This is a genomic window from Salmonella sp. 741265073_HBA (genome assembly GCF_046569105.1).
GTDB classification, from domain to species: Bacteria; Pseudomonadota; Gammaproteobacteria; order Enterobacterales; family Enterobacteriaceae; genus Salmonella; species Salmonella enterica.
The window spans coordinates 14,728-38,957 of sequence record NZ_JBKFRY010000008.1 but is presented as its reverse complement, the minus strand read 5'-3'; the positions used below and the strand labels follow the sequence as shown (position 1 = coordinate 38,957).

Genomic DNA, 24,230 nt, shown 5'->3' with positions numbered 1-24,230 from the left:
ATCCGGCGCTACGTTTCACGTTACTGCTTCATCTGCGTTAAAATCGTCCGGCACTGATTGGCTTCGCCTTCAGAGGGCGAAATGAGCGCCAATAGCGCGGCGGCGGGCGTTACCAACGTCGCCAGCGCTGCCGCAACCGCGCCGCGCGCAATCAGCGGGCCGGGCTTGACGCCCGCCTGCGGATTTTTAAATGTCCCACGCACGTACAGCGGCGATCGCAGCGTAATAATACGAATCCCCTTACTTTCCGGATCAATGGTTAAATCGAGCTGTTCAGAGGCGAAGCTCGCCGTACCGGTCACGTTAATCAGCGCATTTTCTGTATCAAAAGCAAAAATTTGCGGTCGCGCCACGCCGTTCGCAATATTGAGATTCGCCGCCGCGCAGTTAACCCGCACTTCGTCATCGCCAAAAATCTGCCCGACAATATAGTTGCCGACGTTCAGCCCCACGATTTCCATCAGGTTGCGGCTAATCAATCCATCATTCATCAATAATTTGAGATTGCCGTTACTGTTGCCAAGCAGCGCGGCGACCGAGTTGCCCGTCCCGCGAATATCCGCATCGCCGTTCAGCTCACCCAGCGTTTTCTGCATCAGCTCCACATCCGGCATCAGTTCTTTAAGCTTCAGCCGACGCGCCTGTATATCCGCCCGCCCCTGCATTGGCTTTTTATCCCCTTCCAGATGGATGTTGGAGACAATACTGCCGCCTGCCAGACCAAACTTCAGCGGCTGTAGACGTAAGTCGGCGTTTTTCAGGATGATATGGGTCGAAAGATCGCTAATCGGTAGACTGCCGCCATGCTCAATACGCCGGCCTTTAAACCGGACATCGGCGTCCATAACGTCCCATTTGTCGGTTTCAAAGCGATCGTAAGGCAACACTTTATCCGCCGGCTGAACATTCTTCTCGCCTTTGCGCTGTTCAGACCGTTTCGACTGCTCAGCGTCTTTCCCGGAATCCACGCCAATCAGCGGCCCAAGATCGGCCAGTCGTAACTGGCGCGATTCGACATCGCCTTCCAGTTTAGGGCGCGGTTTACCGGTGGTATAAGTGAGGGAGCCGTGGATATCACTGTCGCCAATGCGCCCGTTAAAACCGCGATAATCAAATACCGATGACTTTTCGGCGTCAATTTTCGCCACCAATCGCCCATCGGTCTCAAACGGCGGCGTATCCGGCAGCAGCACGCCGGTTAAATCATATAAATCACCCAGTGAATCGCCAGAGAATTTAAGCCGCAGATCGACGCCGCCCATTTTCATCGGTTCGTTCACCACGCCGCTAAAAGCCACCCGCGTATTACCAGAGCGGAAATCGGCCTGCACAGGAAAAGGCGTACTTTCGCTGCGTAGCGCCAGCATACCGCCTATTTTCCCCGTACCGGTCAACGGTTCCCCGTTATAACGCCCCTGCGCCTTCAGGCCGAAGACATAGTCGCCCACGGTGGATTTGTCTGCTTTGCCTTTCGTTCCCGTCACTTCGCTGAACGGCAACGGTTTGCCTAACGGATCGACCAGAATAGTGATATCCGCTTTGCTGACCTTATCATCGATCGCGATTCGCCCCTGGTCGAAGAGAATATTATCCAGCCGGAAGGACCAGGCGGAAGGTTTAGCATTGGGGTCCGTATTCTTGTCTTGCGCGAGGTTAAAGGTCCAGTTATTGGTTTTCTCGGACAGACGAATAAGACGCGCGTCGGGTTTCACCAGTTTGATCCACGGCAGCCAGACGGTTTTGGTCAGGAGCGCCAGCGGGGCAAGCGTCGCCTCAACGCGTGGCAAATGCACCATCGTGACTTCCGGAATATCCGGCGGATTGCCGAGAATGACGTCTTCCGCGTGAACATGCGGCCACGGTACCCAGCTTCGCCAGCCGGTCTCCTGTTTTTGGCGTTCCCACACCACGCCTAAATCGCCGCGAATAGCGAAAGGCCGGTTCAATTCGGTAGAGACTTTCTGGTTGATGGTCGGTTTGAGGCGGTTCCAGTCAAATGTTGCGATCAACAAAATCACTATGACGATCAACAACAAGAAAGTCCCTGTGATGGCGGCGGTTATTTTGCCTGCTTTAGTCATGTGTTATTTCCTCACTTCTTCCCTTGCCTGTCCTAAAGATAGTTCAGCCAGACGAAAAAGGAGGATGACCGCGCCTCGTAATACCACATATTACGGGAACAGTCTGGCGTTACAGGGTCAGAATCACCTCTTCGAGCGATATCAGCGGCACGGGTCGAGAAAGAAAATAACCCTGGGCGGCAAAGGCGGGCGAACGCTGCACATCACGCCACTCTTCCAGCGTCTCCACGCCCTCGACAATAACGCCGCGGCAGTAGCGGTTCATCAGTTGCAGCAGCAGAATGAACAGGTTGCGCCCCTCCGCGGACTGACGCAGCATGACAAACAGCTCGCGCGCCACTTTAATGTAGTCATAACGCACTTCGCTCAGCGCTGAAAAATTGGCCATACCAGTACCAAAATCATCCAGCCACAGCGGGCCGAACTCACACATCGAGGCGAAAGAGGAGTCTTTCGGCAAACGAATATGTTCCACCAATTCGAAACGCAGCCAGGGTAAACGCTCCATCGCTGCCAGAATGTCCGGCTGTCGTCGCATGGCAATCAGCGTAGGGCCGTCAACATTGACTGATGCCAATAAGTGATGGCGAGTGAAAAAATCCGCTTTTTGTTCAAGCTGATGAAGTTGTTCTTTCACTACGTCAATGCGGTGTCGAACCGCTAACTCCGCGAAATAACGATCCGGGGCAATACGTCTGGAAGGGTTATCAGGATGGGTGACGACAGTGAGAAGTTCAACCGCCATCAAACGGCCATCCGTCTGGTATATCGGCTGGTAAGTATAGGCACGCTCGCATTGCAGCCAATAGCGCCGTTCCTGCAAATTCTCTATACCTGCATCAGGAACGCGTAGCTGCTGGATAACCTGCTTTATCATCTCAGTTGTCCTGTTAATGGGAGTGTGACTGTCCGGACTCGTCAAAGGTTATCGGCGTTCAGGCAGAGAACTTTACCCTCGGTCCCTGGCAAAATAAAAACAGCCCCCGAAACTTGTCAAAAATACGCACTTGCTCAAAAAAATAATGGACCGATGTTTTAATATTATTGACCACTAAACATCCACAGCGCACACTAACGCTAATTTTTACAGATCAGGTTCACGACTATGTCTAAAAAGATTGCCGTGATTGGCGAATGCATGATTGAGCTGTCGCAGAAAGGCGCTGATGTTCAGCGCGGCTTCGGCGGCGACACGCTGAATACCTCCGTTTATATTGCCCGTCAGGCCGATTCTGCCGCTCTGGCCGTTCACTATGTGACGGCGCTGGGTACCGACAGTTTCAGCCAACAGATGCTGGAGGCGTGGCAGCATGAAAATGTGGATACCTCGCTAACGCAGCGGATGGAAAATCGTCTGCCAGGCCTCTATTACATCGAAACCGATGATACTGGCGAGCGTACCTTCTACTACTGGCGTAACGAAGCGGCAGCGAAATTCTGGCTGGAGAGCGAGCAGTCAGCGGCTATCTGCGAGGCGCTGGCGACCTTCGATTATCTCTACCTGAGCGGCATTAGCCTCGCGATTTTAAGCCCGACCAGCCGTGATAAGCTGCTGTCTTTATTGCGTGAATGTCGGGCCAACGGCGGGAAAGTCATTTTTGATAATAACTATCGCCCGCGTTTATGGACAAGTCGCGAAGAAACGCAGCAGGTCTATCAAAAGATGCTGGAATGTACTGATATCGCCTTCCTGACACTGGACGATGAAGACGCGCTATGGGGTCAGCAACCCGTGGAAGAGGTCATTGCCCGCACCCATGCGGCAGGCGTGCAGGAAGTGGTGGTAAAACGCGGGGCGGACTCATGCCTGGTCTCGATTCAGGGCGAGGCGCTCATTGACGTTCCGGCAGTAAAACTGCCGAAAGAGAAAGTGATAGACACCACTGCCGCAGGCGACTCCTTCAGCGCCGGTTATCTGGCCGTTCGTTTGACGGGCGGCAGCGCGACGGATGCCGCGAAGCGCGGACACCTGACGGCCAGCACGGTGATTCAGTACCGTGGGGCCATTATTCCGCACGACGCGATGCCGCAGTAAGTCATTCGCTCTTGCCCGGTGGCGCTGCGCTTACCGGGCCGGCAGGCGGCAGGCGGCAGCTTACTGTGCCGCCGGTGTCTCCGTCACTTCCGGATGCGCCTCATCTGCTTCAACAGCGGCGGCAGTTGTCGGGACCATGATTTCATCCCACGTCGCCTTTAACGCCTTCATATTAAACTCCGGCTCGCCTTGCGGTTGCAGCAAAATTAATGCCATCTCCTGCGATAGCTGCTGACGTAGATTCTGATTGAGCATATCGACGGTCAGGCTGTTGAGGAAATTCTGACGCAGCTTCTGATACTGCTCCGGCGCGATATCCACCACCTGATTCTGCAGCGAGCGCATACGCTGTCCAGTCAAAATGTCAGTATCGGTACGCGCGTAGGTCGCGAACAGCTTTTGCAATTCGAGATTTTTCTGCGCCACCAGAGCAGTAAACTCCTCTTCCGACAGACCTTTATCGCGTACTTTCGCCAGTTCATTCGCCACCAGGCTCAAATTGGTATTGAGCTTATCATTAGGTGATTCAATGTTGATGGCGCACTGCGCGCGCAGGAACAGAACCCGGCAGTCAAACCCCAGACCAATATCTTTCGCGTTATTTTTAGTAAGCTCTTGCTGGATATGCCAGAACAGCGCTTCGCGCGCCAGATCCGCCTGCCAGTAGCGCAACAGCGCCGCCGATTCGCGAATCGGTTGCCACGGCGTATCCCACATAATGGAGAGGCGATCCTGGCGCACCGCATCGGTCATAATGCTCACTGATTCCGCCCGCAGCGGCGAAAGCGTCGGCACCGGGGCGGGCGTTTCGCGTTTACCTTTCAGCGTACCGAACGTTTTATTGATCTGCTCGGCGACGGAGCGCGCATCAATGTTGCCGACAACAATCAGCGTCATGGCATCCGGGGTGTACCATTTTTCATAGAAAGCCTGAATTTTGGCTGCGTCTACCGGCTGCTTTAACGGTTCCGCGGGATCGTGCCCCAATAACGCCGACCCTTTCAGCCGATAACGCCACCAGCCCTCTTTAGTATCTGCTGGCCACGTCGCAACCATATCTTCGCTGCTTAACGCATGATTCACCGTCTCTGGCGTAATGGTTAATTTACCGGAGACGTTAGCCAGATAGGTCAGCGCTTCTTTCAGCAGATCGTTACGGTTATTGGGTAAACTGAGGTTATAGAGCGTGGAATCATAAGAAACAATAACGGGCGGCATGGGACGTTTCGGATCAAACCCTTGCTGCCATAAAGAACGTGCCTGTGCGGCATCCAGACCACCGCTTTGCGTCAGCGCGATACGGGGAATCGCATGGCTGAACCCGCTCTGTTGCGTACTTTCGGTGAGCGAACCGGTATTAACCTGGAGACGAACTTCAATACGATCGCTGGGGCGCTGAGGCGTAGCCAACACTTGCCACTGTAACCCATTAGCCAGCGTCCCCTGTTGCCATGCCGGATCGGGCTGGAGCGCATCTGCCTGCACATAGCCGGCAGAGGCCAACATCAACAGACTGCCCGCTAAGAGTCGAATTTTTGTGCCCTGCATGTGAACCCCTGATCAACAATCCTGGTAATAAAAAGACAGCCCCGGCAGGGATGCCTGAATATGACGTAAAAACACTTCGTGTTAGACCGCGAGAACCTAAAAATGTCACGGAAGAAGTGAAATAATCCCTAAGCATCATGCTGTATGCTTTGGGCGCAGGGGTCAATTATGCGCAAACACCCGCAGTCCTGGAAGGGACTACGGGCATAAGTGGCGAGATTAGGAGGAAATTTCGTGCGTTTTGCCATCCGGCGCACGATTATTAAGCACATCGTCCAGCTTTTGGTGATCTAACTCTTTCACCCATTTGGCAACCACCACCGTCGCCACGCCGTTACCCACCAGGTTAGTCAGCGCGCGCGCTTCGGACATAAAGCGGTCGATACCGAGGATTAACGCCAGTCCCGCAACCGGTAAATGGCCCACGGCGGAGATAGTGGCCGCCAGCACGATAAAGCCGCTTCCGGTCACGCCCGCAGCGCCTTTTGACGAGAGCAGCAGCACGACCAGCAACGTGATCTGGTGGAAGATATCCATATGGCTGTTGGTCGCCTGGGCGATAAACACCGCCGCCATCGTCAGGTAGATAGAGGTGCCATCGAGGTTGAACGAATACCCCGTCGGGATCACCAGTCCCACCACCGATTTACGGCACCCCAGTTTTTCCATCTTATCGAGCATACGCGGCAACGCTGACTCGGAAGAGGAGGTGCCGAGCACAATGAGTAATTCTTCCCGGATATAGCGAATAAATTTAAAAATGCTAAAGCCCGTTACCCGTGCAATCGTCCCCAGCACCACCACCACGAAGAGAATACAGGTGATATAGAAGCAGATAATGAGCTGCCCCAGTTGCACCAGAGAACCGACGCCGTATTTACCGATGGTGAAGGCCATCGCGCCGAATGCGCCAATCGGCGCCAGGCGCATGATCATATTGATGATGCCGAAAATGACCTGTGAAAAACTCTCAATCACATTGAAAATGAGCTGGCCTTTGCTGCCCAAACGGTGCAGCGCAAAACCAAACAACACCGCAAACAGTAAGACCTGCAGAATGTTGCCGCTGGCAAACGCGCCGATCACGCTGCCCGGTATGACATCCATCAGGAAGGCAATAATGCCCTGCTCCTTGGCTTGTGCGGCATAAACGGCCACCGCCTGCGCATCCAGCGTTGCCGGATCGACGTTCATCCCGGCGCCAGGTTGCACAACGTTGACGATGATAAGACCGATAATCAGCGCAATCGTACTGACAATTTCAAAGTAAAGCAGCGCGACCGCGCCGGTACGGCCCACCGCTTTCATGCTTTCCATGCCTGCGATGCCCGTCACGACAGTACAGAAAATGACAGGAGCGATGATCATCTTAATGAGCTTAACGAACGCGTCGCCAAGCGGTTTCATTTGTGCGCCCAGTTCAGGATAGTAATGGCCAAGGAGAATACCAATGGCGATTGCTGTCAGGACCTGAAAATAAAGACTTTTGAACAGAGAGGTTTTCATAGGGTGTCCTTGAAGTAAAAACCACAGGTCTTGTAAGGTTATGAGTAACCTGCGGCCTTAAAATAACACCCACACAACATGACAGAAATGCGCCAGGATCATAATTGAAACAAAAATGTTAAAAAGTTTGAGCTGGCTCGCACAAGCGCGACCTTTTTTAACTTTTGTAATCAGGATTTTCGTGCGACAGATACCGTTCTTCAAAGATATCCGCGGGAACGGGCCGAGCAAACAGGAAGCCTTGCGCGACGTTGACTCCCGCCTGTTCCAGCCACGCGCGTTGCGCCTCGTTCTCCACGCCCTCGGCAATCAATTGTAAATTAAGACTGCGGGCCATCAGAATAATCGCCGTCACCATACTGTGATCATCCGGTAACCCATCGACAAACATTTTATCAATTTTAAGGATATCGACCGGTAGCGACTTCATATGCTGTAACTGGCGCAGCCCCGCGTAACCCATGCCAAAATCATCCAGTGCGATACGCACGCCAGCATTACGTAACGGACGTAAGATAGCGACGGCAGCGTGCGGATCGTCGATACGGCGGCTTTCAGTGACCTCAAGAATCAGCGTACCTGGTTGAATACGATAGCGGTTTAACAATTCCAGCAGCTCCGACACCATGTCAGGGTGCATGAGCTGTAACGCGGAAAGATTGACGGAGAGCGGCAATGTCACGCCGCGCTCCTGCCAGGCGGCAAGCTGGCGACAGGACTCTTCCAGCACCCAATGGCCCACCGTGACCATCAGGCCGCAGGATTCAATGCGCTCAATCAGCCCATCTGGTAATTCCCAGCTACCGTCCGGCTGTTGCATACGTAACAAGGCTTCGGCGCTTAATACGTTGCCGCTGCGCATCTCGACCTGCGGCTGCAGCCAAATGGCAAACTGATGGTTATCCAGCGCGGTAAGGATATCGCTCTCTTCGGTAAGGCGCTGTTGAGCGGCCTCCATCTGTGCCGGGTCAAAGAACTGGATCTGATTTTTACCTTTTCGGCGCGCGGTAAACGCGGCGGAGACGGCGCGACCATAGAGCTCTTCGGCGGTCAGATCGCCATAATACATCGCAATGCCAATACTGCAGCTTGGGCGCAGTTGAATACCCTGGATGGGCAGTCGTTCATTAATGATAGTGAGTATTTGCTGACCTAATGTGATGGCGTGCCACGGCTCTTTAACGCCGTGGGCGATAATGGCAAAGTCATACCCGCTGACCTGCGTAAGCACCATGCGCGGCGCCAGCACCGACTTCAGCTTCTCAACCAGCGTCAGTAATAGAATCTCCCGCTGCGTTTCTTGCAGCACGCCTGCCGTGTCACGCAACGTTTCGCACGTCACGATGATAAGCGCGGTGGTCTGTTGGCGGGTAATAACCTGTTCCAGCAGCGCCATTAAAAAGGCTTTATTGGGCAACTCGGAAACCGGAAAACGCATCGCGTTGTCCGTTTGCTCCTCGCGTTGACGCTGCATAAGCTGCTGGTTGAGGTTATAGCTGCGCACCAGCATTCCAATTTCATCATCCTGATGCAGACGCGGCAACGCCAGCTGATGTCCGATCAGCTCCTGCTGCGGAATGTCGTTCAGCTCGCGGGCGATTTTGCGCAGCGGATGCACAATCAGGCGGTTTACGCACCAGGCGATGGCCACCGTCAGGATCAGCGATAGAAGTAAGTAAATGGTCACTAACGTAGAGAGCGCGCTCATGACGAACTTGTACATACGGTACGAATCCGCCTGCAATACAAGGTAGGCCAGCGGTTGCGGATTGGCAGGACGCTCCAACGAATAAACCGGCAAAGAAATTTGTACCGGCAGTTCGAAGAGACGCGTCACCATAACCGGGACGGGGCGTTCAGGAATGAAGCGCTTACGCAACGCCTGGAACTGATTCGGCAATACCACATCGGCGCGACTCACCACGCCCGCAGGTTTAATACTTTCCAGAATGGTTTCCGCGCCGGGGAGATCCGCTTTTAAAATCGCGGAAGAAAGAGGTTCCCGAACAGATCGCGCGATGCTTTCCAGTTGCGTAGCCGTGTTGTAGCGGTTCTGCTGTACCAGATGGAACAACAAAACGGTGCAAAAGACAAAAACAAACACCATGACAACGGCCGCAACCATTGCCATCTGTTTAATTGTTAACGAGCGGCTGACGCGCAAATTGACTCTCCCTGGATATCCCGGACTGCCGCCTGAGTATACCCGATTGCAGCGGCATTAAGAGAGGCTGTATCTGAAAAGGACTTTTCTGAATAACGGTTAATGATAGCGTCTGATGGCGCTGCGCTTCTCAGGCCTACGACGCCTGTCAATTCGTAGGCCTGACGCAATGATTACCAGTCAGCGTAAGGCACCAGAGGCTGCGGCGGTAAATCCATATCCCCCTGCCAGCCCGCCGCGGAATAACGGACATACAGCAGCAGATGACTGGGGGTATAATCTTTCGCCTGCTGAATATCGACAGCCGTACCCACAAACCAGTTGGCAGTAACACGGCGTTCAATGAGCGCCCGCGCGGTATAGCCAAATCCCTGGCTGCTACCGCCGCCGTTGGTCTGGTCACGCGCATCCTCCTGATAATCCGCCGGGATCAAATTCATCAGCGGATAACGCGGCATGGTACGGTTGCGGGAGTGCGACCAGGATACCGAGCCGCCTAACTCCCACGACCAGTTTTCCGTACGCTGCCGCCACATCACCGGCACCGCAAACGACAGGTATTCCTGCGGGCTATAATAACCGCCCTGACCCAGTGAATAACCGCTCAGATCTTTGTCGTAATGCCAGATCATGTTATTCAGCCCGACGGTAACGCGGCGGTTATTCTCGTTAATCACCTTATAGTAATAACCGGTCATCCAGCGCACGCGCCAGTTATCTTCCACATTTTTACCGCTCAACTGGTCGCCGCTGAGCGACGCCCAGACACCGTTTGCTTCGCCTTTATCATAGCTGAGACTGACGCCGCCGCCGTTGGCCCGCACGCCGCCCCATTTGGTGCCGGTATTGCTGCTGGCGTCCTTTTGCCCGCCAAACGCCAGCAGTGAGCTGGAGATCGGGCGACGATGCGCGTTCAGGGTATAACCCAACGGCCCGATATCGTCGCTATAGCTGACGCCACCGACCACATCAACGACATTAAAGCCCATCGGCGTCGTGCCGATATCCCAGCGCCAGGTCTCATTCTGCCAGCCGACCGCCACGCTCGTGCCCGTATCGGCCTGGCTACGATGTCCGCTGCATTTCTCCAGCGTACAGGTACCCCAGTTATTATCGTATTTTCCATCCGCATCCGTAGAGAAGCGGCCAACATCCATATTCACCATATCAGTACGAAAGAACGCCCGTCCGTCCGACCAGGGCGCATCCACCTGAAGCATCGTGGTATGCGCCTTCAGATCGGAGTAACCGCCAGTCCCGCTCGACCCCCAATAATCGTGCGCCAACGTGACATTGAGATCCTGCTGACGGTACAACTCCGCCGCATCGCTACGCACGCCGCGTTTTAGCCAGTCATCTTTTTCATCATTGCGCGTCAGGCGGGTAAAGGTATCGTTATCCTGGGGACGAACCGGCGTAATCGCTGCGGCGACCATTGCGTCTTTGTAGGTCTCCAGCGCCCGCTGCGGCTCGCCCGTTTGCGCCTGAAAAGCGGCGGCGTCACGCAATACCATCGCGCTTTCCATTGATGGCGGCTGTGCTTTTGCCTGCGGCGTAATGCGGTTAAAGGTCCGCGCCGCCGCCGTAATATCGCCAAGCTGGAGCTGCGCCAGCGCGACGCGACGCTGCATGTTAATAGAGGTGATTTGCGACGCAGGCAGCGCCGCCAGTTGAGCGCGCGCCGCGGCGTTATCGCCCTGTGCGATGTCGATTTCCACCCGCCCCAGCATGGCATCGACATTACCCGGTTCCCGCGCCAGAACGGCGTCATAAGCGGCGCGGGCCGCCGCATTATCGCCACGCTGCTGCGCCCAGTCCGCCAACGTTAACTCAATGCGCGTAGAGGGAGGCTGCTGACGTAACAACGCTTCCGCTTCGCGTTCTTTGCCGCTATCGCGCAAGCGGTTAGCGCTTTCCAGCACCTGGTTACTTTGCAATCGGCCCGCCAGTTCCTGAATATTGCTGTTCCACTGGCTGGTCGGCAGGGTATTGAGATGCGCCAGCGCCGCCCGGTCCCGATCGCTGCCGGAAAGATAAAGCCCATAAGCATAGACCTGTTCCGGATCGTTTGGCTTCTGCTGCGCCAGAGAGCGCATTTGCGCATCGGCCTGGGCGTGCTGCCCGGCCTGCCACAGATCGCGTGACAGTCGGTACGTCACCCACACGCTCCCCGGATCTAATGCCAGCCGACGACGGTGCAGTTCTGCGGCCTGCGCCCATTTGCCCTCGCTTTCCAGCGTTTCCGCCTGCTGCGCCAGACGGTCATTTTCCAGACTGCGTGCGATATCGTCGATACTGCGCCGCTGGCTGGCGGAAAGAGAAGCGATAAACGCGGCGGCTTTTTGCGGCGACTGCTGGCGATAAAGATTCGCCAGCCCGCGTACAGCATTGGTATTACCGCTATCCATACGCAGCGTCTGCTGATAATAACGTTCGGCGGCGGCATTATCTTTGCGCGCCATCGCCACATCCCCCAGCCCCAGCACCGCGTAGCTGTCGGTGTTATCCACTGCTCGCGCCTGCTGATAGAAACGCTCCGCCTGGGCCAGATTATTCGCTTTTAAGGCCGCGTCGCCCTGCTGAATTAACAGCCAGTAGCGATTGACCTTCAGCAGACTCTCCCACTTATCGCGGCTGCTGCTGTGCGGCGCCATCGCCAGCGCTTTTTCAAACTGCGCGACGGCGCGGGCGCGATCGCCACGCTGTGAGTATGCCTGCCCCAGCGCGCCGACCGCCTCGCTGTCGTCCTGCCGGGCGCTCACCGCCTGCTGCAATTGCGCAATGGCCTTACCGCCTTCTCCGGCATTAACCGCCGCGATGCCCTGCGAGCGCGCGCGGAACGCCGGATCGGCTAACTGTTTTTGCTGCTCGCTAAGCTGGGCGCGGGCGGCAGACACGCTATCGCCTTCGCTAAACTGCGTCAGATAGTCTTGCAACGCTTTTACGCTGGCGTCGCTAACCGGGAGATCTTTTATCTGCTGGTACCAGATGGCGGAGGCCGCGCTGCGTCCCGTACTGGATTTCGCCATCTGTTTTAGCACCGCGAATCCCTCATCGCGCCGCCCGCTGGCGAACAACAGTTGCGCCAGCGCATTTTGCAGAGCGTTATTACCCGGACTGACGGCATTGATTTTCTGTAGCTGGTTAATCGCTTCGTGACGGCGGGCGGGCAATTTCGCCACGGTCGTCCAGTATTCGACCGCCAGTTCGCCCTCCGGCGGATAACCTTTAAACAGCTTGTCGTAGCTGGCGATCGCTTGTTCAGTATGGCCGGTCGTCGCCAGTAAACGCGCCTCCTGCAAAGACTGGCGTCCTTGCGGCGTGGAGAGCAGCATCGCGGTGCGGGAAGATTGATACGCCGTCGACCCCGGCGCCAGTTGCGCCAGCTGGTCAAGTAGCTTCTGCGCCCCGTCGCTATCCCCCTGGCGCAACAGATAGCGGAAACGGGCGGCGATAACCTGTGGATCATTGGGGTCGATCAGCTCCAGGCGATAGAGCGACTGACGGACTAAGTCCTCACGGTGCGTGGCCTCGCCCAGCCGAACCTGCTCCAGCAACTGTTGCTGCGCGGAGGTCGCTGCGCCGGCAAGCGGTGTAAGCGCCATACCAAGCGATAAACTCAACAATGCCCGAGAAACGCCCCTTTTGCCAGGTAAGGCGTTTCGACCGCCAGCCGGCAAAAAAGCGTGCATGAGACTTAACGTGAACTTACGCATTCCTGGCCCCAGTCAGGTAATAATTCACCTTTGACGGTGAAGCGAAAACGGTGCTGATCCCAGCCTTGTCCAAAGAGAGTCAGCACATAGTTGTAATAGGCATCGCTGCCAGGAAAATGGTCTGCGACCCGCTGTCGCTGCACGGCCTGGGCGTCGCGATTTTGCAGGAAAGGCAGTAAGGCGGCGGAAAACCCGACCGGCCCCGTCCCTTGCGCGTTCCCGCTGACGACATCCACTTTCTCCGGTGGAACGCCGTTTTTCATCGTTAACGTCGCCATCGGTTTAAATCGCGCCAGTAAACGCGCTTTTTGCGGATCGCCATCATGCATCATTCCCGCCCATAAATAGACGCGAATCGCATCGTAGCTACTGATCAGCGTCTTTTCCGCTTTCAACTGCCAGCCTTGCTTGCTTTCATAACGCACCCAGTCCGGCGAGAAACCTTTCGGCGCGGTTTCCAGCAAAAGCCGCAAATTGGTTTCCCGTAACGTCGACCACGGCGCGCCAAAACGGCTAAAGTATTGCGCCAACTGCGGCGGCAGATAGCTTGGGTTAAAACGCCAGCTATTCGCCTCGGCAAAGCCGATTTTGCCAGGTAGCAGCATTGAGCCCAGCCCCGGCACATTCACGACCTCTTCGCGGGCGATGCGTTTTAGCAACGCCGTGCCCACCTCGGTATAACGCGTCTCTTTCCACAGACGACCGGCCTCCAGAAGCGACCATGCCATCCAGATATCGCCGTCGGACGCGGAGTTGCTGTCCAGCACCGACCAGGTGTCGGGATCTTTTTGCCCCCACAGCCAGGCGGGCAGATGTTCACGCAGCGATCCCTGCGCCAGATTGTTTTGCGTCCAGTTAAACAGTTGCGCGAACGCCGGTCGATCGTTCGCCGCCAGGGCAAAGAACATGGCGTAGCTTTGCCCTTCGGAGGTGGTAATTTTTCGCGCATCGCCCGGATCGATAACGCGTCCCTGCTGGCTAATGTAATCTTTCTTGAACTGTTCCCACGCAGGCCAGCTACAGACCGCCTGCGCATTTATTGCCGTCAGCATGACGATCATCGTTATCCATCCGCGCAGCATAGTCATCATGCGTTACTCATGGTCAGGGTCGAGACGACGGCGACTGAGAATACGTAGCAGACGCCACAATACCCACGCCAGTAATACCACACTGAGGGCCGCCAGTACCGCCAGCAGCACCGGGTGATTCGCCAGCGCATACCACAGCCGCTCAAACCACGGCAGATGTCCGACGTAATAGATATCGCCAACGCGCAGACTGTGAACGCCGGACTCGCGGATCACCGCCACGGAACCAAACATCGCGGCGCGTTTACCGCTGTCGTTCACAGCGTCGTTCAGTAGCTGGTAGCCGCGCGGGCTGTCAGCCAGCAGAGCAATCACGCTGCGCTGATCATTAAACGGCGACTGGAAGCCCACCACCGCCGCCATCGGGCCGCTGGCGGTGACGGTGGACTGCGCATCCGCCGCGCGATCGGCCTCATCCGGCATAATCGACGGGAAAGCGGTCTGCCGCATCGGGGTTTTTACCCAGCTTTGTGTCGCCTGCACCAACAGATCGATACGCTTATCGTCTTTTAGCTTGCCCGGAATAGCGCCAATAATCAGCAGATCGGCGTCTTTGTCGGCTATCTGAGCGCTATCATCGGTGATGGTCAGATTAATTGCCGGGAAACCGGTCTGCCCGCCAATGGCGCCGACCGTATTCAACAGCGTTTCCATTTGCGCTTCGGTTGGGGTCTTCGGCATCACCGCCAGCGTGTCAGACAGGTCGGCCATTCGGCTGAACGGGAAACCCGCATTGGCGAACGCGCGTAAATCCGGCATCGCGATAAAGTGGTAATATTTCGAAAAATCGATAGTGGAGTCATCCCCTATCACCACATGATTCGGTACCGGCTGGAAGGTAATACAGTTGTCCACCGACCCGCCCGGCATCGGGTTCATGTAGCGGAAGTCAAAACGTAGTTGGTTCATCGCCCCCAGTTTGAGCGCCGGAATAGACACATCCGTTTTACCATCCAGCAGTCCCTGAAGTACCGGCAAGCGCAACAGGAGTCGATTAGTTTCCTGCGTGCTATTAAGGCTAAAGGCTTGCAGGAACTGGTTATTCAGACTGATATCCAGCCGTGAACTGTCTTTGGTCGGCGGCGAGGTATAACGGTAGTTGAGATCCATATCAATACCGTTGCTACGCAGCAAATAGAGGTCCGGCGGCAGATTCAAAGAAACGTTGATGGGCGCCGGCTCCAGCCCACTCGACTGGAGCTGCTCTTCATAGGTTTTCAGCTCGCCAAAAGTGACCGGGCGATCGGTACGCACCCAGTTCGGCGCATCATACGGTTTGCGCGCCAGCAGCGGTTTTACATCGTTGACCACCACGCTGGAACCGCGGAAGAGAATATTCCCTTGCGCGATACCTTTTGCCGCCTGCAACAGGTCTTTATCATCTCGACCAAACACGATCAGCAACTTCACATACGGATTATCCGGATGGCTCATCATCTCGATAACCGGCGCGTTAACCGCAGGATGATCGCGCAGGAAATCGGGGCGTCGATCGTTGGTGGCGAACACGATCGCATTGCGATCCGGCAGGTGATTATACAACACCGGGAAGCGCTGACCGCGCCAGCCCGCCCGCGAGCCAAACCAGGACGCGACAATAGAAGCCGCCTGCTGCTGCGCCAGGTCCGGCATGTCAGCAAACACTATCGGCAACGTCACCGGACGGTTATCCCGCGGATCAAAAAACGGCACCGGGAAGTGGGACAGATCGTTATTCACCGCCAGCATGTTATAGGTCAGATCCAGGGCGCTATTTCGCCCGATGTCTAACCACAGAGTACTGCTGGCCGGGTTTTCACACACGTCGCGATAGTGGCCGACAAACTCCAGCCGCACCCGGTTAAAGTCGGTGATAAATAGCGGATTGATAGGTACCTGCGCCAGCGTCTTTTTCCCCAACTGCTCTTTTGTCACCGGCAATACGCCCATCAGTTCATCATTGAGATAAACCTTGAGCTGCGACTGAACCGGCAGGAGCGACGGCGAGGGCGTATATTCCAGATTCAGCACCGCTTTCGACGCCACTTCATCGCTGCGCATACCAAATTCAATGCCGCCGTTAGGGTTAACGCCACGCAGCGCCATACTGCCCGGCGGCGGCGCGATTTGCGCAAAGGTCAGCTTGACCTCGCGCGAAGGCGCGGTCCGCGCCACGACTGGCGCCTGAATTGCGGGCGACTGCGCAGGCTCGGTGGGTTCAGCATTTATCAATGGCGGCGTAGCAGGCGCCGCCGCCGTTATGAAAGCAGGAAACGCGCTTAATCCTATTACCGCCGCACAAATCCAGGACAATTTTCTTTTCATCACATTATCATCATTGTTGAGCCTGAGCCATAACCCGATCCGACGGCTGTATCGCCGCTTGCCGCTCCGGGCGACGCGGAATAAACGATACAATCCAGGCAATTAACGCCGTCAACGATCGGAAAATTACTTTTACTGAAGGCGGCGCGAACTCCGCGAGGTGGCGATATCCGCGGAAGCCCAGCTTCAGAATATCCAGCAAGCTTTCCAGCGGTTTATCTTCCGGGAAGCTATCTTGCCAAAGCGCCCACGTATCGGCGCGCGCGAAGGTACACTGCACAAAATCAATATGTTGTTTGGTGGTGAGCGGCATCAGTTGTAGCCCGACCTCATTGCCCGTTACGCGCACCACCTGCGTTGGAAAGACATATTCCTGCTGCCCGCGTTTAAGCAACAGATTCACTTTCTGCCCTTCCAGCACCTGCGCCTGACCGTTGATCTTGATGCCTAACCCGCCGTCGGAGAAGTCATGTACGGTACAGGAGAACAAATGTCCATCTTCGCGGGCGATGGCCCCCGGCATGGCAATCTCGACCCGATGCGCGCGCCTGACCTGTTTACTCTCTACCGAAACCGCAACCGCGCCGCCGAGAATGACCAGGTTATAGAAGACCCACACCAGGCTAACGATGACGGTCAGCGTTTCATTTTCCGGCCCGTAATAGTATCGCCATACGCCCGCCGCCACGCCGAGCAGGTTAAGCAAGACAAGGAAGATATACGGACGCGAGATTACCCAGTCGACGTACTTCTCTTCCACCAGCCCGCCTTTCGCCGTGACGTTAAATTTCCCTTTGTGCGGATTGATCAACGCGACCAGAGTCGGCGGTGCGATATACCATGCCAGTACCGTTTCATAGATTTCACTCCAGAAAGAGTGACGATACTTGCCCTGAATCTTCGAGTTAGTCAGGCTGGCGTGGACCATGTGCGGTATCACAAATAGCGCAATCATCAACGCAGGCGCATAAATGATATAGGCGTGCAGCAGCAGAAAAGCCAGCGGCGCGGTCAGAAAGATCAGACGCGGAATGCCGGACAAGAAATGGAACATCGCGTTGAGGTAGCACAGCCGCTGCGCCAGTTTTAAGCCTTTACCAAACAGAGGGTTATCGAGGCGGAAAATTTGCACCATGCCCCGCGCCCAACGAATACGCTGCCCGATATGCGCCGACAGGCTTTCCGTCGCCAGCCCCGCCGCCTGCGGAATGCGCATATACGCTGAGGTATAACCTCGCCGGTGCAGCCGGAGCGAAGTATGCGCATCTTCCGTCACCGTCTCAACGGCGATACCGCCAATCTCATCCAGCGGCTTACGGCGAATCACCGCGCACGATCCGCAAAAGAAAGTGGCGTCCCACATATCGTTACCGTCCTGCACCAGTCCGTAAAACAGCGTGCCTTCGTTAGGCGTTTTACGAAAACGTCCCAGGTTGCGCTCAAACGGGTCCGGGGAGAAGAAATGATGCGGCGTCTGCATCATCGCCAGTTGTTTTTCTTTCAGGAACCAGCCCATTGTCATTTGCAGAAACGAGCGTGTCGGCACATGGTCGCAATCGAAGATCGCCACAAACTCGCCTTTCGCGTGTTTTAGCGCATTGTTGATGTTGCCGGCTTTGGCGTGTTCGTGCGTGGCGCGGGCAATGTAATGCACGCCAACATGTCGGGCAAACTGACGAAATGATTCGCGCCCGCCGTCATCAAGGATCCAGATATTCAGCTTGTCCTTCGGCCAGTCAATGCCAAGCGAAGCGTAAATGGTATTTTTGACTACATTAAGGTCTTCGTTATAGGTCGGTACAAAAATATCCACCGTCGGCCACTGCGACATCTCTTTCGGCAACGGCACCGGTTGACGATTTAACGGCCACACCACCTGGAAGTACCCCAGCACCAGCACAATCCAGGCGTAGGTTTCCGCAAACAGTAGGATCAGCCCGCACACCAGACTGACCGGGTCGTCCCAATTTAGCGTCGAGGTATAGCGCCACCAGATATAACGACAGGAGACCGTTAGCGACAGCACGATGAGCATCAGCGCGGAAAAGCGTCCCGGCATACGTCGTACCAACAGCGCAACGCCCCACAGCAATAGCAGAAAGATAAATTGCGATAGCGGGTTAAATGGCTGCGTAATACAGATCAGCGCCAGTATCAGTGAAAAGGTCACGATAACGCCCAGAATAAAACGCCGGGCGCCGTTGCTAAGATGTCCCAGCTCTTTTTCCTTTTCCAGATGCGTTGTCTTTTGGCGCACCCGTTCCGGTAAGGTATCCATCCATTGATGGTAACGTCCACGAACGTCCTTCAGGCGCGCAAATGACCGCCAGCGCGGTTCATGACGTTCTTTAGTCGACGAGATCATCACCAGCCAGAGGGTCTGAATGAGGTAGCGGGCCGGGTCCAGCGGGCGCGGGCGGGCGGCGTTAATATGCGGGTAAAGCGCTTTATGCCCGTCGCGAATACGCTGCCAGCGCGGATGCTCAAGCGGAAACACTATCCACGCCAGAATCATCCACAGGCAGCCGAGCGCTGCGCTAAACGGCGACGCGCCGTGGCGGCGGTAACCCTGATAGCGCTCGCTCAAACGCGCGCTAACCGGCGGGATAAGCAGCCACCGGGAAAGGGCGCTCATCGCAGGCTCCCGGCGGACGTTTTGTCGCCCGCATCATGCAGCAGGCACCAGTTCGCCAGCGTTAACACCTCTTCGGCAGCTAACGAATCGCTGCGATATTCGCCTAACGGCTGTTTCGACGCCATGCACTCCGCCATCGCCTCATCGCGATGGATCACAATGGGCAGCAACCGGCGCTGGCTTTGCAGCCAGACTTGGTACAGATCGTCCTGTAACTGGCTGCCAATGCGTAAGTCATTGATCAGAATATGCGCTCCGGCAGGCAACGCCTGCTGATGAAGGCGAATATGGCAGTTAGCGTCAACCCGGGCTACCGCCAGCGTATGGTCGCAGAGGCTCACCAGTTGCCGTGTCAGCGGTGACGCGCCGTAGGGCAAGTCCAGTAAAATCCAGCTATAACGTCCGCTCGCTTTCAGCGCCTGGATAGCCGATCCGATCTCTCCCAGCGTCTCCTGCCAGGCCTGCGGATTTTCTCGCTCTTGCGCGGTGAGCTGTCCAAACGGCAGTAGATCAAGCTGTGAGGTATAACGTAATCCGGCATCGCGCCAGTCCTGGCCGTCCAGCAACGATCGCGCCCAGCCGCCCTGATGGACGAAGTCGACGTTAAACGACATGCGCAGCAGGTTATCGGGGCTGGCGTCAATCACCAGGACATTTTCCCCTAAGATTTGTAACGCCCAGGCGAGTGCTGCGGTGAGAGATGTGGTTCCCACCCCGCCGCGCACGCCCTGCAGTCCCAGAATCGCCATTCATGGCTTCCTTAATGAATGTGGTTGCGCAAATTCAGCCAGGAGTGGCCATCTTTTAATCGCCGCCGCCAACTGTTCGCGTTGGGAAATATCGGTATAATCTATTTCGGGTAGTGAAAACGCCTGGCTTAATGCCAGAAAATCATTTTGAAAAGTGTAGCCCAACGTTGGATCGGACTGAGCGCCAGGTTCATTGTTATACATTCTGGTTGCTCCTTTTTAAATATTTCTCACTGGCAGCATTACGCCCCGTCGTCAATACGGGAGAACGCGCATTTTTCATCTTTCCGTGACATCATTTATAATGTGTAAAAATGCAAAGCGCAGAGTTACAGGGCATCCTGCCGGACAAATTGATTCACATGCTAAATCTGATGCGTTTTAATTTCAATGTTAGGTTTATTTCTGTGCTTTCGCTAGTAAACTGATAAACAGTTAAAATAGTGACATGAGGGACACTGTGGACCCCGTATTTTCTCTCGGCATCTCATCATTATGGGATGAACTGCGCCATATGCCAACCGGCGGCGTCTGGTGGGTTAACGCCGATCGCCAGCAAGATGCCATCAGCCTGGTGAATCAAACGATTGCGTCACAAACGGAGAATGCAAATGTCGCCGTCATCGGCATGGAAGGCGATCCTGGCAAAGTAATCAAATTAGATGAATCTCACGGTCCGGAGAAAATCCGCTTATTTACCATGCCGGATTCAGAAAAAGGGCTATACTCTTTGCCCCACGATTTGCTTTGTTCTGTTAACCCGACGCATTACTTTTTCATTCTTATTTGTGCAAATAACACGTGGCGGAATATAACGTCAGAAAGCCTGCATAAATGGCTGGAAAAAATGAATAAATGGACTCGTTTTCATCACTGTTCATTGTTGGTTATTAACCCTTGTAATAATAGCGATAAACAGTCCTCGTTGTTGATGGGTGAGTATCGCTCACTTTTTGGCCTCGCCAGTTTACGTTTTCAGGGCGACCAACATTTGTTCGATATTGCCTTCTGGTGTAACGAAAAAGGCGTCAGCGCCCGACAGCAGTTATTGCTGTGTCAGCAGGACGAACGCTGGACGCTATCCCATCAGGAGGAGACGGCAATTCAGCCGCGTAGCGACGAAAAACGCATTCTTAGCCACGTCGCCGTCCTTGAAGGCGCGCCGCCGCTCTCGGAACACTGGACGCTTTTCGACAATAACGAAGCGCTATTCAACGACGCGCGCACGGCGCAGGCCGCGACAATTATTTTTTCGCTTACACAGAACAACCAAATCGAGCCGCTTGCTCGTCGCATTCATACTTTGCGACGCCAGCGGGGAAGCGCGCTGAAAATTGTCGTGCGCGAAAATATCGCCAGTTTGCGCGCCACCGATGAGCGCCTGCTGCTGGGCTGCGGCGCGAATATGATCATTCCCTGGAACGCCCCGCTTTCACGCTGTCTGACGCTTATTGAAAGCGTGCAGGGGCAGCAGTTCAGCCGTTACGTACCGGAAGACATCACCACGCTACTGTCGATGACGCAGCCGTTGAAACTGCGCGGTTTTCAGCCGTGGGATACCTTCTGCGATGCCATCCATACGATGATGAGCAACACCCTGCTCCCCGCCGACGGGAAAGGCGTTCTGGTCGCGCTGCGCCCGGTGCCGGGCATTCGGGTTGAGCAGGCGTTAACATTATGTCGGCCAAGCCGAACCGGCGATATTATGACCATCGGCGGCAACCGTCTGGTGCTGTTTTTATCATTCTGCCGGGTCAACGATCTGGATACCGCGTTAAACCATATTTTCCCTTTGCCGACGGGCGATATTTTCTCTAATCGTATGGTCTGGTTCGAAGATAAACAAATCAGCGCCGAGCTGGTGCAGATGCGCTTATTGTCGCCGGAACTGTGGGGAACGCCGCTACCGCTGGCAAAACGTGCCGACCCGGTAATAAATGCCGAACACGATGGCCGCATCTGGCGTCGTATTCCTGAACCCCTGCGATTGCTCGACGACACCGCGGAGCGTGCATCATGATGACCATCAGCGATATCGTGCAAATTATTCTTTTTTGCGCGCTGATTTTCTTTCCGCTGGGGTATCTGGCGCGTCATTCGCTACGCCGTATCAGTGATACGACCCGGCTGCTATTTGCCAAACCTCGTTATGTAAAACCAGCCGGAACTCTGCACCGCGCTACGAAAGTCAAGGCAGACAAAAAATGACTCAGCATACTCAAACTCCTTCAATGCCTTCTCCGCTCTGGCAATACTGGCGCGGTCTTTCCGGCTGGAACTTCTATTTTCTGGTCAAGTTTGGCCTGCTGTGGGCAGGCTATCTGAATTTTCATCCTTTACTGAATCTGGTATTCATGGCGTTTCTGCTCATGCCAATACCAAAATATCGCCTTCACCGGTTGCGCCACTGGATTGCCATTCCCGTCGGCTTCGCGCTGTTCTGGCACGATACCTGGCTGCCCGGCCCGCAAAGCATTATGAGCCAGGGGACGCAGGTGGCGGAATTCAGCTCCGGTTATCTGCTCGATCTGATCGCCCGTTTTATTAACTGGCAAATGATCGGCGCCATCTTCGTACTGCTGGTTGCCTGGCTTTTTTTATCACAGTGGATTCGGGTCACGGTGTTTGTGGTCGCCATCATGGTATGGCTGAATGTCCTGACATTAACCGGCCCGGTTTTTACGCTGTGGCCGGCAGGCCAGCCAACCGATACGGTGACGACGACTGGCGGTAATGCGGCCGCTACCGTCGCGACAGCGGGCGATAAGCCGGTCATCGGCGATATGCCTGCGCAAACCGCGCCGCCGACGACCGCGAATCTGAACGCCTGGCTGAACACCTTCTATGCCGCGGAAGAAAAGCGGAAAACGACGTTCCCGGCGCAGCTTCCGCCTGATGCGCAGCCGTTCGACCTATTGGTCATCAATATTTGTTCGCTCTCCTGGTCGGATGTCGAAGCGGCAGGCTTGATGTCACATCCGCTATGGTCGCACTTTGACATTTTGTTTAAACACTTTAATTCCGGCACGTCTTACAGCGGCCCGGCGGCCATTCGTCTGCTGCGCGCCAGCTGTGGTCAACCATCGCATACCCGACTTTATCAACCAGCCGATAACGAATGTTATCTGTTTGATAATCTGGCGAAACTGGGCTTTACTCAGCATCTGATGATGGATCATAACGGTGAATTTGGCGGCTTCCTGAAAGAAGTTCGCGAAAACGGCGGTATGCAGAGCGAACTGATGAACCAGTCCGGCCTGCCAACCGCCCTGCTGTCATTCGACGGCTCGCCGGTATATGACGATTTGGCGGTCCTGAACCGCTGGTTGGCAGGGGAAGAACGTGAAGCCAATTCCCGCTCCGCGACTTTCTTTAACCTGCTGCCGCTGCACGATGGCAACCATTTCCCCGGCGTCAGCAAAACGGCGGATTATAAAATCCGCGCGCAGAAACTGTTCGATGAACTGGACGCTTTCTTTACCGAACTGGAGAAATCCGGGCGTAAGGTGATGGTAGTCGTCGTACCGGAGCACGGCGGCGCGCTGAAGGGCGACAGAATGCAGATCTCAGGCCTGCGCGATATTCCCAGCCCCTCCATCACCAACGTCCCGGCGGGCGTGAAATTTTTTGGCATGAAAGCCCCGCATGAGGGCGCGCCGATTGATATTAACCAGCCGAGCAGCTACCTGGCGATTTCCGAACTGGTCGTACGCGCCGTGGACGGTAAGCTCTTTACCGAAGACAGTGTGAACTGGAACAAGCTGACCAGCAATCTGCCGCAAACCGCGCCGGTTTCAGAAAACGCTAATGCGGTGGTGATTCAGTACCAGGGTAAGCCCTACGTTCGTCTGAATGGCGGCGACTGGGTGCCTTACCCGCAGTAAACCGAAAAAGGCCGCAAGGTTTCCCCTGCGGCCTGGTTCGGGCGCATGTTGCCATTACGGCGGACAGACGCTCAAAACGCGTTACTTCCTGTCACGTAGCCAGTTGACGATCACACTGGCGATAATGCCAGCAATGATCGGCGCCGCCAGATCGTGCCAGAAGGCCACGCCCAACTGCGTAAGCGTCATATAGCCGCCTTGTTGCAATGGCAACCGTTCGCGGCTATCCTTGATGTGTTGAGGTTCAAGTTAGCCCCCGTCAGGTTGCCAGGTTTATACCAGTCAACGTGCGGGGGTTTTCTCTATCCAGCAACCTATGCCGCCGGGGATCAAGCCCCCGCAACATTGCGCCTCACCGGGTAAACCCGGCTTGCTGCTGATATTACGGCAAAATCCCCGTCCCGGCACGGCGCTAACGTACAATCTGCGTGACGCTTCGCAGACGATTACTTTTATTTGCCAGAATACATTCAGCATTGCTGAGGCTGGCAGTCAGCCGCTCAATTCTGTAAATTAT

16 protein-coding genes are annotated in these 24,230 nt (G+C 55.3%); 4 read left to right on the top strand and 12 right to left on the bottom strand.

Features of this window, described 5'->3' with window-relative positions; translation table 11 throughout:
• Positions 1 to 20 precede the first annotated feature (20 nt).
• On the bottom strand, positions 21 to 2,081 hold the full coding sequence (locus ACLD3P_RS12600) for an AsmA family protein (protein ID WP_023225078.1): 2,061 nt from the start codon (positions 2,079 to 2,081) through the stop codon (positions 21 to 23).
• A 109-nt stretch (positions 2,082 to 2,190) separates the two neighbouring features.
• Complete coding sequence (gene pdeH / locus ACLD3P_RS12595; protein ID WP_000595623.1) at positions 2,191 to 2,958, bottom strand: cyclic-guanylate-specific phosphodiesterase; 768 nt, start codon at positions 2,956 to 2,958, stop codon at positions 2,191 to 2,193.
• A gap of 228 nt (positions 2,959 to 3,186) precedes the next feature.
• Between pdeH and ACLD3P_RS12590 the strand changes: the two genes are divergently transcribed.
• Complete coding sequence (locus ACLD3P_RS12590; RefSeq protein WP_000037571.1) at positions 3,187 to 4,116, top strand: sugar kinase; 930 nt, start codon at positions 3,187 to 3,189, stop codon at positions 4,114 to 4,116.
• A 60-nt stretch (positions 4,117 to 4,176) separates the two neighbouring features.
• On the opposite strand, the gene ACLD3P_RS12585 is transcribed toward ACLD3P_RS12590, so the two are convergent.
• The 9 genes from ACLD3P_RS12585 to bcsR all read right to left on the bottom strand — a co-directional run bounded on the left by ACLD3P_RS12585 (position 4,177) and on the right by bcsR (position 20,033).
• Positions 4,177 to 5,664 carry a M16 family metallopeptidase gene (locus ACLD3P_RS12585; protein WP_001163182.1) on the bottom strand — a complete coding sequence of 496 codons (1,488 nt, stop codon included), beginning with the start codon at positions 5,662 to 5,664 and terminating at the stop codon, positions 4,177 to 4,179.
• Positions 5,665 to 5,883: 219 nt separating this feature from the next.
• Positions 5,884 to 7,170 carry a C4-dicarboxylate transporter DctC gene (gene dctA, locus ACLD3P_RS12580; RefSeq protein ID WP_000858228.1) on the bottom strand — a complete coding sequence of 429 codons (1,287 nt, stop codon included), beginning with the start codon at positions 7,168 to 7,170 and terminating at the stop codon, positions 5,884 to 5,886.
• A gap of 157 nt (positions 7,171 to 7,327) precedes the next feature.
• Positions 7,328 to 9,334 carry a sensor domain-containing phosphodiesterase gene (gene hmsP, locus ACLD3P_RS12575; RefSeq protein WP_411006501.1) on the bottom strand — a complete coding sequence of 669 codons (2,007 nt, stop codon included), beginning with the start codon at positions 9,332 to 9,334 and terminating at the stop codon, positions 7,328 to 7,330.
• Positions 9,335 to 9,507: 173 nt separating this feature from the next.
• On the bottom strand, positions 9,508 to 13,050 hold the full coding sequence (gene bcsC, locus ACLD3P_RS12570; protein WP_131046753.1) for a cellulose synthase complex outer membrane protein BcsC: 3,543 nt from the start codon (positions 13,048 to 13,050) through the stop codon (positions 9,508 to 9,510).
• Positions 13,032 to 14,141, bottom strand: coding sequence for a cellulose synthase complex periplasmic endoglucanase BcsZ (gene bcsZ, locus ACLD3P_RS12565; RefSeq protein WP_131046752.1), 1,110 nt, complete (start codon positions 14,139 to 14,141; stop codon positions 13,032 to 13,034). Before bcsZ ends, bcsC begins: the two co-directional genes overlap by 19 nt.
• Positions 14,142 to 14,144: 3 nt before the next feature.
• Positions 14,145 to 16,445: a cellulose biosynthesis cyclic di-GMP-binding regulatory protein BcsB gene (gene bcsB, locus ACLD3P_RS12560; RefSeq protein WP_131046751.1), complete on the bottom strand. Its 2,301-nt coding sequence runs from the start codon at positions 16,443 to 16,445 to the stop codon at positions 14,145 to 14,147.
• A 10-nt stretch (positions 16,446 to 16,455) separates the two neighbouring features.
• The gene (gene bcsA, locus ACLD3P_RS12555; RefSeq protein ID WP_001275331.1) at positions 16,456 to 19,080 is read right to left on the bottom strand and encodes a UDP-forming cellulose synthase catalytic subunit; all 2,625 of its coding nucleotides are present in this window, start codon (positions 19,078 to 19,080) and stop codon (positions 16,456 to 16,458) included.
• Complete coding sequence (gene bcsQ, locus ACLD3P_RS12550) at positions 19,077 to 19,829, bottom strand: cellulose biosynthesis protein BcsQ (protein ID WP_000996123.1); 753 nt, start codon at positions 19,827 to 19,829, stop codon at positions 19,077 to 19,079. Before bcsQ ends, bcsA begins: the two co-directional genes overlap by 4 nt.
• Positions 19,830 to 20,033, bottom strand: a complete 204-nt coding sequence (gene bcsR, locus ACLD3P_RS12545; RefSeq protein WP_000282616.1) for a cellulose biosynthesis protein BcsR — start codon at positions 20,031 to 20,033, stop codon at positions 19,830 to 19,832. It lies immediately after the preceding gene.
• 244 nt (positions 20,034 to 20,277) lie between these two features.
• On the opposite strand from bcsR, the gene bcsE reads away from it, so the two are divergent.
• From bcsE to bcsG, 3 genes are read left to right on the top strand one after another with little or no spacing between them, the layout of a single operon-like run.
• Positions 20,278 to 21,849: a cellulose biosynthesis c-di-GMP-binding protein BcsE gene (gene bcsE / locus ACLD3P_RS12540; RefSeq protein ID WP_023197652.1), complete on the top strand. Its 1,572-nt coding sequence runs from the start codon at positions 20,278 to 20,280 to the stop codon at positions 21,847 to 21,849.
• Positions 21,846 to 22,037: a cellulose biosynthesis protein BcsF gene (gene bcsF, locus ACLD3P_RS12535; RefSeq protein WP_023219985.1), complete on the top strand. Its 192-nt coding sequence runs from the start codon at positions 21,846 to 21,848 to the stop codon at positions 22,035 to 22,037. Before bcsE ends, bcsF begins: the two co-directional genes overlap by 4 nt.
• A complete protein-coding gene (gene bcsG, locus ACLD3P_RS12530) occupies positions 22,034 to 23,713 on the top strand; it encodes a cellulose biosynthesis protein BcsG (protein ID WP_000192021.1) in 1,680 nt (559 codons plus the stop codon). The genes bcsF and bcsG overlap by 4 nt, the downstream gene beginning before the upstream one ends.
• An 81-nt stretch (positions 23,714 to 23,794) precedes the next feature.
• On the opposite strand, the gene ACLD3P_RS12525 is transcribed toward bcsG, so the two are convergent.
• Positions 23,795 to 23,902 carry a type I toxin-antitoxin system toxin Ldr family protein gene (locus ACLD3P_RS12525; RefSeq protein ID WP_001537650.1) on the bottom strand — a complete coding sequence of 36 codons (108 nt, stop codon included), beginning with the start codon at positions 23,900 to 23,902 and terminating at the stop codon, positions 23,795 to 23,797.
• Positions 23,903 to 24,230 lie beyond the last annotated feature (328 nt).

Coding starts and splice junctions, on each gene's coding strand:
- ACLD3P_RS12600 (WP_023225078.1), bottom strand. CDS start 2,081: ATGACTAAAGCAGGCAAAATAACCGCCGCCATCACAGGGACTTTCTTG.
- pdeH (WP_000595623.1), bottom strand. CDS start 2,958: ATGATAAAGCAGGTTATCCAGCAGCTACGCGTTCCTGATGCAGGTATA.
- ACLD3P_RS12590 (WP_000037571.1), top strand. CDS start 3,187: ATGTCTAAAAAGATTGCCGTGATTGGCGAATGCATGATTGAGCTGTCG.
- ACLD3P_RS12585 (WP_001163182.1), bottom strand. CDS start 5,664: ATGCAGGGCACAAAAATTCGACTCTTAGCGGGCAGTCTGTTGATGTTG.
- dctA (WP_000858228.1), bottom strand. CDS start 7,170: ATGAAAACCTCTCTGTTCAAAAGTCTTTATTTTCAGGTCCTGACAGCA.
- bcsC (WP_131046753.1), bottom strand. CDS start 13,050: ATGCGTAAGTTCACGTTAAGTCTCATGCACGCTTTTTTGCCGGCTGGC.
- bcsZ (WP_131046752.1), bottom strand. CDS start 14,141: ATGATGACTATGCTGCGCGGATGGATAACGATGATCGTCATGCTGACG.
- bcsB (WP_131046751.1), bottom strand. CDS start 16,445: ATGAAAAGAAAATTGTCCTGGATTTGTGCGGCGGTAATAGGATTAAGC.
- bcsA (WP_001275331.1), bottom strand. CDS start 19,080: ATGAGCGCCCTTTCCCGGTGGCTGCTTATCCCGCCGGTTAGCGCGCGT.
- bcsQ (WP_000996123.1), bottom strand. CDS start 19,829: ATGGCGATTCTGGGACTGCAGGGCGTGCGCGGCGGGGTGGGAACCACA.
- bcsR (WP_000282616.1), bottom strand. CDS start 20,033: ATGTATAACAATGAACCTGGCGCTCAGTCCGATCCAACGTTGGGCTAC.
- bcsE (WP_023197652.1), top strand. CDS start 20,278: ATGAGGGACACTGTGGACCCCGTATTTTCTCTCGGCATCTCATCATTA.
- bcsF (WP_023219985.1), top strand. CDS start 21,846: ATGATGACCATCAGCGATATCGTGCAAATTATTCTTTTTTGCGCGCTG.
- bcsG (WP_000192021.1), top strand. CDS start 22,034: ATGACTCAGCATACTCAAACTCCTTCAATGCCTTCTCCGCTCTGGCAA.
- ACLD3P_RS12525 (WP_001537650.1), bottom strand. CDS start 23,902: ATGACGCTTACGCAGTTGGGCGTGGCCTTCTGGCACGATCTGGCGGCG.